The organism is Acidobacteriota bacterium (assembly GCA_035471785.1).
Lineage (GTDB): Bacteria > Acidobacteriota > UBA6911 > RPQK01 > DATIPO01 > JANQFM01.
Genome location: DATIPQ010000094.1, coordinates 1 through 4,348, shown reverse-complemented (window position 1 = coordinate 4,348; position 4,348 = coordinate 1). Strand labels below are relative to the sequence as shown.

Sequence of the window (4,348 nt, the reverse complement as noted above, 5' to 3'; positions counted from 1 at the left end):
CACGGACGTGACGGGCAACGTGACGTTGCCGGAGGGGACGGAGATGGTGATGCCGGGCGACAACGTGTCGATCTCGGCCGAGCTGATTACGCCCATCGCCATGGAGAAGGGCCTGCGCTTTGCCATCCGCGAGGGCGGACGAACGGTAGGCGCGGGAACCATTACTGAAATCATCGACTAGGTTAGAGAGATGCTCAACGAGAAAATCCGCATACGGCTCAAGGCTTACGATCACCGGGTCCTGGACTCTTCCACCAGCGAGATCGTCAACATCGCCAAACGCACCGGCGCCCAGGTCTCGGGACCCATCCCGCTTCCCACCAAGATCAGCCGCTACACCGTGCTGCGCTCGCCTCACGTCGACAAGAAGTCGCGCGAGCAGTTCGAGATCCGCACCCACAAGCGGCTGGTGGACATTCTGGAGCCCACCCCGCAGACGGTGGACGACCTGATGAAGCTGGATCTGCCGGCGGCCATCGACGTTGAGATCAAGGCATTCGGGACGGAGAAGGAATAAACCATGGTCAACGGAATGATTGGCAAAAAACTGGGTATGACCCAGGTCTTCGACGACCAGGGCCGGGCCCTGCCGGTGACGGTGATTCAGGTGGGGCCCTGCGTGGTCGTGCAGAAGAAGACCAAGGACAAGGAAGGCTACGAAGCCGCCCAGTTGGGACTGGTGGAAGCGGGCCGCAAGGCGCCCGACTCCAACCTGCCCGAAGAAGGCCACTTCAAGCGGGCCGGAGTTCCCCCCACCCGCATCCTCAAGGAATTCCGCGAGGTGAGGGGATCGGAGCCGGTCAAGGTGGGCGACACCATCGTGGCCGACGACGTCTTCGACGCCAACGAGTTCGTGGACGTGGCGGGACGCACCATCGGACGCGGCTTTCAGGGCGTGATCAAGCGTCACGGCTTCCACGGCGGACGGGCCACCCACGGTTCCATGTTCCACCGCGCTCCAGGTTCCATCGGAGCCAGCGCCCATCCCTCCCGGGTCTATCCCGGCATGAAGGGGCCGGGCCACATGGGGGCGCGCAACCGCAAGATCCGGCGCCTGCGCGTGATTAAAGTCGATTCCGAAAACAACCTGCTGCTGGTCAAGGGCGCCGTCCCGGGCAGCAAGGGCGGATACCTGTTCGTCAACCGCTCTAAATAGGACTGAGGACAATGGCTCAAGTCGAGGTCAAGAATCTGAAGAACAAGGTGGTGGAGAAGCTCGATCTGGATCCGGCCGTCTTCCAATACCAGGCCAGCGACACGCTGGTTTGGGAGGCGGTGCAGGCCTACATGGCCGCCCAGCGCAAGGGCACCCACTCCACCAAGACGCGCGGACGGGTGCGCGGCAGCGGCCGCAAGCTGTGGCGTCAGAAAGGCACCGGACGGGCCCGCGTGGGCTCCATCCGTACGCCCCTTTGGCGCAGCGGCGGAACCGTCCACGGACCCACGCCGCGCAGCTACGCCCAGGCCTTTCCCAAGAAGAAGCGCCGGGGCGCCGTCAAGCGCGTGCTCAGCGACAAGCTGGAGTCGGGACGCCTGGTCGTCATCGACGACTTGGCCCTCGATTCCCCCCGCACCAAGGACTTCCTGCAAGCGCTCAAGGCCCTGGATCTGGGCAACAAGGTGCTGGTGGTGGATGAGCGCGACAACCGCAATCTCTACCTGGGCAGCCGCAACCTGCCCCAAGTCAAGATGGTCACCACGCTGGGCGTCAACGTCTACGACCTGCTCGATCACGAAACGCTGCTCATCAGCAAGCGCTCGCTGCTGGCCTTGCAGGACTTGCTGCTGGGCAAGCGCACCGAGGCCGCGGCTGAGACGGCAGAGGAAGGGGAATCTCAATGAGCGTCTACGACATTCTGCGCTACCCCCACATCACCGAAAAGAGCACCCTGCTGAGGGAAAAGGTAGGCGAACGCATGCTGGCCTTCCAGGTGCGCCGGGACGCCAACAAGCACCAGATCAAGGTGGCTGTGGAAACCGCTTTCGACGTCGAGGTCGAGAAGGTCCGCACCGCCAACTTCCGGGGCAAGATCCGCCGTCAAGGGCGCTTCTCAGGCCGCCGTCCGGCCTGGAAGAAGGCCTATGTGACGCTCAAGCCCGGACAGAAGACCATTGAATTTTTTGAAACCGCGTAGGACGTAACTCATGGCAATTCGCAAGTACAATCCGACCTCGCCCGGAACGCGTCACCGCACCACTCAGCGCCGCGAGGAGCTCACGGCCGAGAAGCCGCTCAAGGCGCTCACCAAGGGTAAAAAGCGCATCAGCGGACGCGACGGAAAGGGCCAGATCGCCGTGCGCCGGCGCGGCGGGGGACACAAGCGCAAGTACCGCAGCATCGATTTCAAGCGGCAGAAGGACGGGATCCCGGCCACCGTGGCCTCCATCGAGTACGATCCCAACCGCAGCGCCCGCATCGCCCTGCTCCATTACGCCGACGGCGAAAAGCGCTACATCCTGGCTCCCAACGGGCTGCAGGCCGGCGACAAGGTGGAATCGGGGCCCTCGGCCGACATCGTGCCGGGCAACAACCTGCCCCTGCTCAACATTCCGCTGGGCGCCACCATCCACAACATCGAGCTCTCCCAAGGACGGGGAGGGCAGTTGGTGCGCAGCGCCGGGGCGGCCGCTCAGTTGGTGGCCAAGGAAGGATCCTACGCCCAGGTGAGGCTGCCCTCCGGCGAGGTGCGGCGCATCCACATCCACTGCCGGGCCACGCTGGGCCAGGTGGGCAACCTGAACCATGAAAACGTCTCCTTGGGCAAGGCCGGGGCCAAGCGCTGGAAAGGGCGCCGTCCCAAGGTCCGCGGAGTGGCCATGAATCCCGTCGATCACCCCATGGGCGGCGGCGAGGGCCGCACCTCGGGCGGACGCCACCCCTGCTCGCCCTGGGGCTGGCAGACCAAGGGCAAGAAGACGCGCCGCAACAAGCGCACCGACAAGTTCATCGTGCGCCGGCGCAAGAAGAAGTAGAAGAAGCCGTCACTAGGAGAAACGATGCCCAGAAGCGTCAAGAAAGGGCCCTTCATCGACGAGCACTTGATGAAGAAGGTCCAGCATTACAACGAGACCAACGACAAGAGCGTGATCAAGACCTGGTCGCGCCGGTCGACCATTTTCCCCGACATGGTGGGGCACACCATCGCCGTCCACAACGGCAAAAAGTTCATCCCCATCTACATCACGGAAAACATGGTGGGCCACAAGCTGGGCGAGTTCGCGCCCACCCGCACCTACAAGGGGCACGCCACCAGGTCTGAGAAGGGCGCCCGCGTCAGATAGGGCCGAAGAGGATAACGAGCTATGGAAGCCAGAGCGACCGGCAAGTACATCAAGGGCGCGCCCCAGAAGGCGCGGCTGGTGATCGACGTCATCCGCGGCAAGAGCGTTCCCGAAGCGCTCGCTTACCTGCGTTTCTCCAAGAAACGGGCCGCAGTCCCGATCGCCAAGGTTCTCAATTCGGCGGTGGCCAACGCCACCAGCCAGTCGGCCCATGTCGATGAAGAAGAGCTCTTCGTGAAAGAAGCCTCGGTCGACATCGGGCCCACCAAGTGGCGCCGCCGGCTGCGCCCGGCTCCCATGGGGCGGGCCCATCGCCAAATGCGCCGGCAGTCGCACATTACGATCTGCGTTTCCAACGGCAAAAGCGAGGAGGAGTAGTTTTGGGTCAAAAGGTTCATCCCTACGGATTTCGTCTCGGATACAACCGCACCTGGAAGTCGCGCTGGTTCGCGACCAAGGACTACGGACGGTTGCTGCACGAGGACCTGCGCATCAAGAAGCAGTTGAAAGAACGCTTCATGCACGCGGGAGTCTCGCGCATCGAGATCGAGAGGGCTTCCAACAAGCTCACCATCTACATCTTCACCTCGCGGCCCGGCATCATCATCGGGCGCAAGGGGACCGAGATCGACAAGCTTCGCGCCGACTTGCAGAAAGAGACCGGACGCGAGGTCTTCATCAGCATCCAGGAGGTGCAGAAGCCCGAGCTGGACTCCCAGTTGGTGGCCGAGTCGATCGCTCAGCAGTTGGTCAAGCGCATCGCCTTCCGGCGGGCCATGAGGCGGGCCGTCGATACCACCATGCGCTTCGGCGGCAAAGGCATCAAGGTGCGCTGCGGCGGACGCCTCAATGGGGCTGAGATCGCCCGCGCCGAGTGGTACCTGCAGGGCCAGTTGCCCCTGCACACCCTGCGGGCCGACGTCGATTACGGATTCGCCCAGGCCTTCACCACCTACGGGGTGATCGGCGTCAAGGTGTGGATCTACAAAGGCGATATTTATGAACCCGAGCAGACGCTGGAACGCCGGCGTCCTCAGCGCGGAGGCGGCAACTAGAAAGCAAGCGG

General features: G+C 63.4%; 9 protein-coding genes. All 9 read left to right on the top strand.

Annotated elements, in window-relative coordinates:
- A partial coding sequence (gene tuf, locus VLU25_13120; protein HSR68872.1) for an elongation factor Tu occupies positions 1 to 181 on the top strand: 181 nt, incomplete at its 5' end.
- Positions 182 to 190: 9 nt separating this feature from the next.
- On the top strand, positions 191 to 517 hold the full coding sequence (rpsJ, locus tag VLU25_13115) for a 30S ribosomal protein S10 (protein HSR68871.1): 327 nt from the start codon (positions 191 to 193) through the stop codon (positions 515 to 517).
- Between the two features lie 3 nt (positions 518 to 520).
- The gene (gene rplC / locus VLU25_13110) at positions 521 to 1,156 is read left to right on the top strand and encodes a 50S ribosomal protein L3 (GenBank protein ID HSR68870.1); all 636 of its coding nucleotides are present in this window, start codon (positions 521 to 523) and stop codon (positions 1,154 to 1,156) included.
- Between the two features lie 11 nt (positions 1,157 to 1,167).
- Positions 1,168 to 1,842 carry a 50S ribosomal protein L4 gene (rplD, locus tag VLU25_13105; GenBank protein HSR68869.1) on the top strand — a complete coding sequence of 225 codons (675 nt, stop codon included), beginning with the start codon at positions 1,168 to 1,170 and terminating at the stop codon, positions 1,840 to 1,842.
- The gene (locus VLU25_13100; GenBank protein ID HSR68868.1) at positions 1,839 to 2,135 is read left to right on the top strand and encodes a 50S ribosomal protein L23; all 297 of its coding nucleotides are present in this window, start codon (positions 1,839 to 1,841) and stop codon (positions 2,133 to 2,135) included. The genes rplD and VLU25_13100 overlap by 4 nt, the downstream gene beginning before the upstream one ends.
- A 10-nt stretch (positions 2,136 to 2,145) precedes the next feature.
- Complete coding sequence (gene rplB, locus VLU25_13095; GenBank protein HSR68867.1) at positions 2,146 to 2,973, top strand: 50S ribosomal protein L2; 828 nt, start codon at positions 2,146 to 2,148, stop codon at positions 2,971 to 2,973.
- 24 nt (positions 2,974 to 2,997) lie between these two features.
- A complete protein-coding gene (gene rpsS / locus VLU25_13090) occupies positions 2,998 to 3,282 on the top strand; it encodes a 30S ribosomal protein S19 (protein HSR68866.1) in 285 nt (94 codons plus the stop codon).
- Between the two features lie 21 nt (positions 3,283 to 3,303).
- Entirely contained in the window at positions 3,304 to 3,660 is a 357-nt protein-coding gene (gene rplV, locus VLU25_13085) for a 50S ribosomal protein L22 (GenBank protein HSR68865.1), read from the top strand.
- Positions 3,661 to 3,662: 2 nt separating this feature from the next.
- Positions 3,663 to 4,337, top strand: a complete 675-nt coding sequence (gene rpsC / locus VLU25_13080) for a 30S ribosomal protein S3 (GenBank protein HSR68864.1) — start codon at positions 3,663 to 3,665, stop codon at positions 4,335 to 4,337.
- Positions 4,338 to 4,348: the final 11 nt, after the last annotated feature.

What these genes read in the sequence shown, in the direction of transcription:
- rplD (HSR68869.1), top strand. Translation starts at nt 1,168, where the DNA reads ATGGCTCAAGTCGAGGTCAAGAATCTGAAGAACAAGGTGGTGGAGAAG.
- VLU25_13100 (HSR68868.1), top strand. Translation starts at nt 1,839, where the DNA reads ATGAGCGTCTACGACATTCTGCGCTACCCCCACATCACCGAAAAGAGC.
- rpsJ (HSR68871.1), top strand. Translation starts at nt 191, where the DNA reads ATGCTCAACGAGAAAATCCGCATACGGCTCAAGGCTTACGATCACCGG.
- rplB (HSR68867.1), top strand. Translation starts at nt 2,146, where the DNA reads ATGGCAATTCGCAAGTACAATCCGACCTCGCCCGGAACGCGTCACCGC.
- rplV (HSR68865.1), top strand. Translation starts at nt 3,304, where the DNA reads ATGGAAGCCAGAGCGACCGGCAAGTACATCAAGGGCGCGCCCCAGAAG.
- rpsS (HSR68866.1), top strand. Translation starts at nt 2,998, where the DNA reads ATGCCCAGAAGCGTCAAGAAAGGGCCCTTCATCGACGAGCACTTGATG.
- rplC (HSR68870.1), top strand. Translation starts at nt 521, where the DNA reads ATGGTCAACGGAATGATTGGCAAAAAACTGGGTATGACCCAGGTCTTC.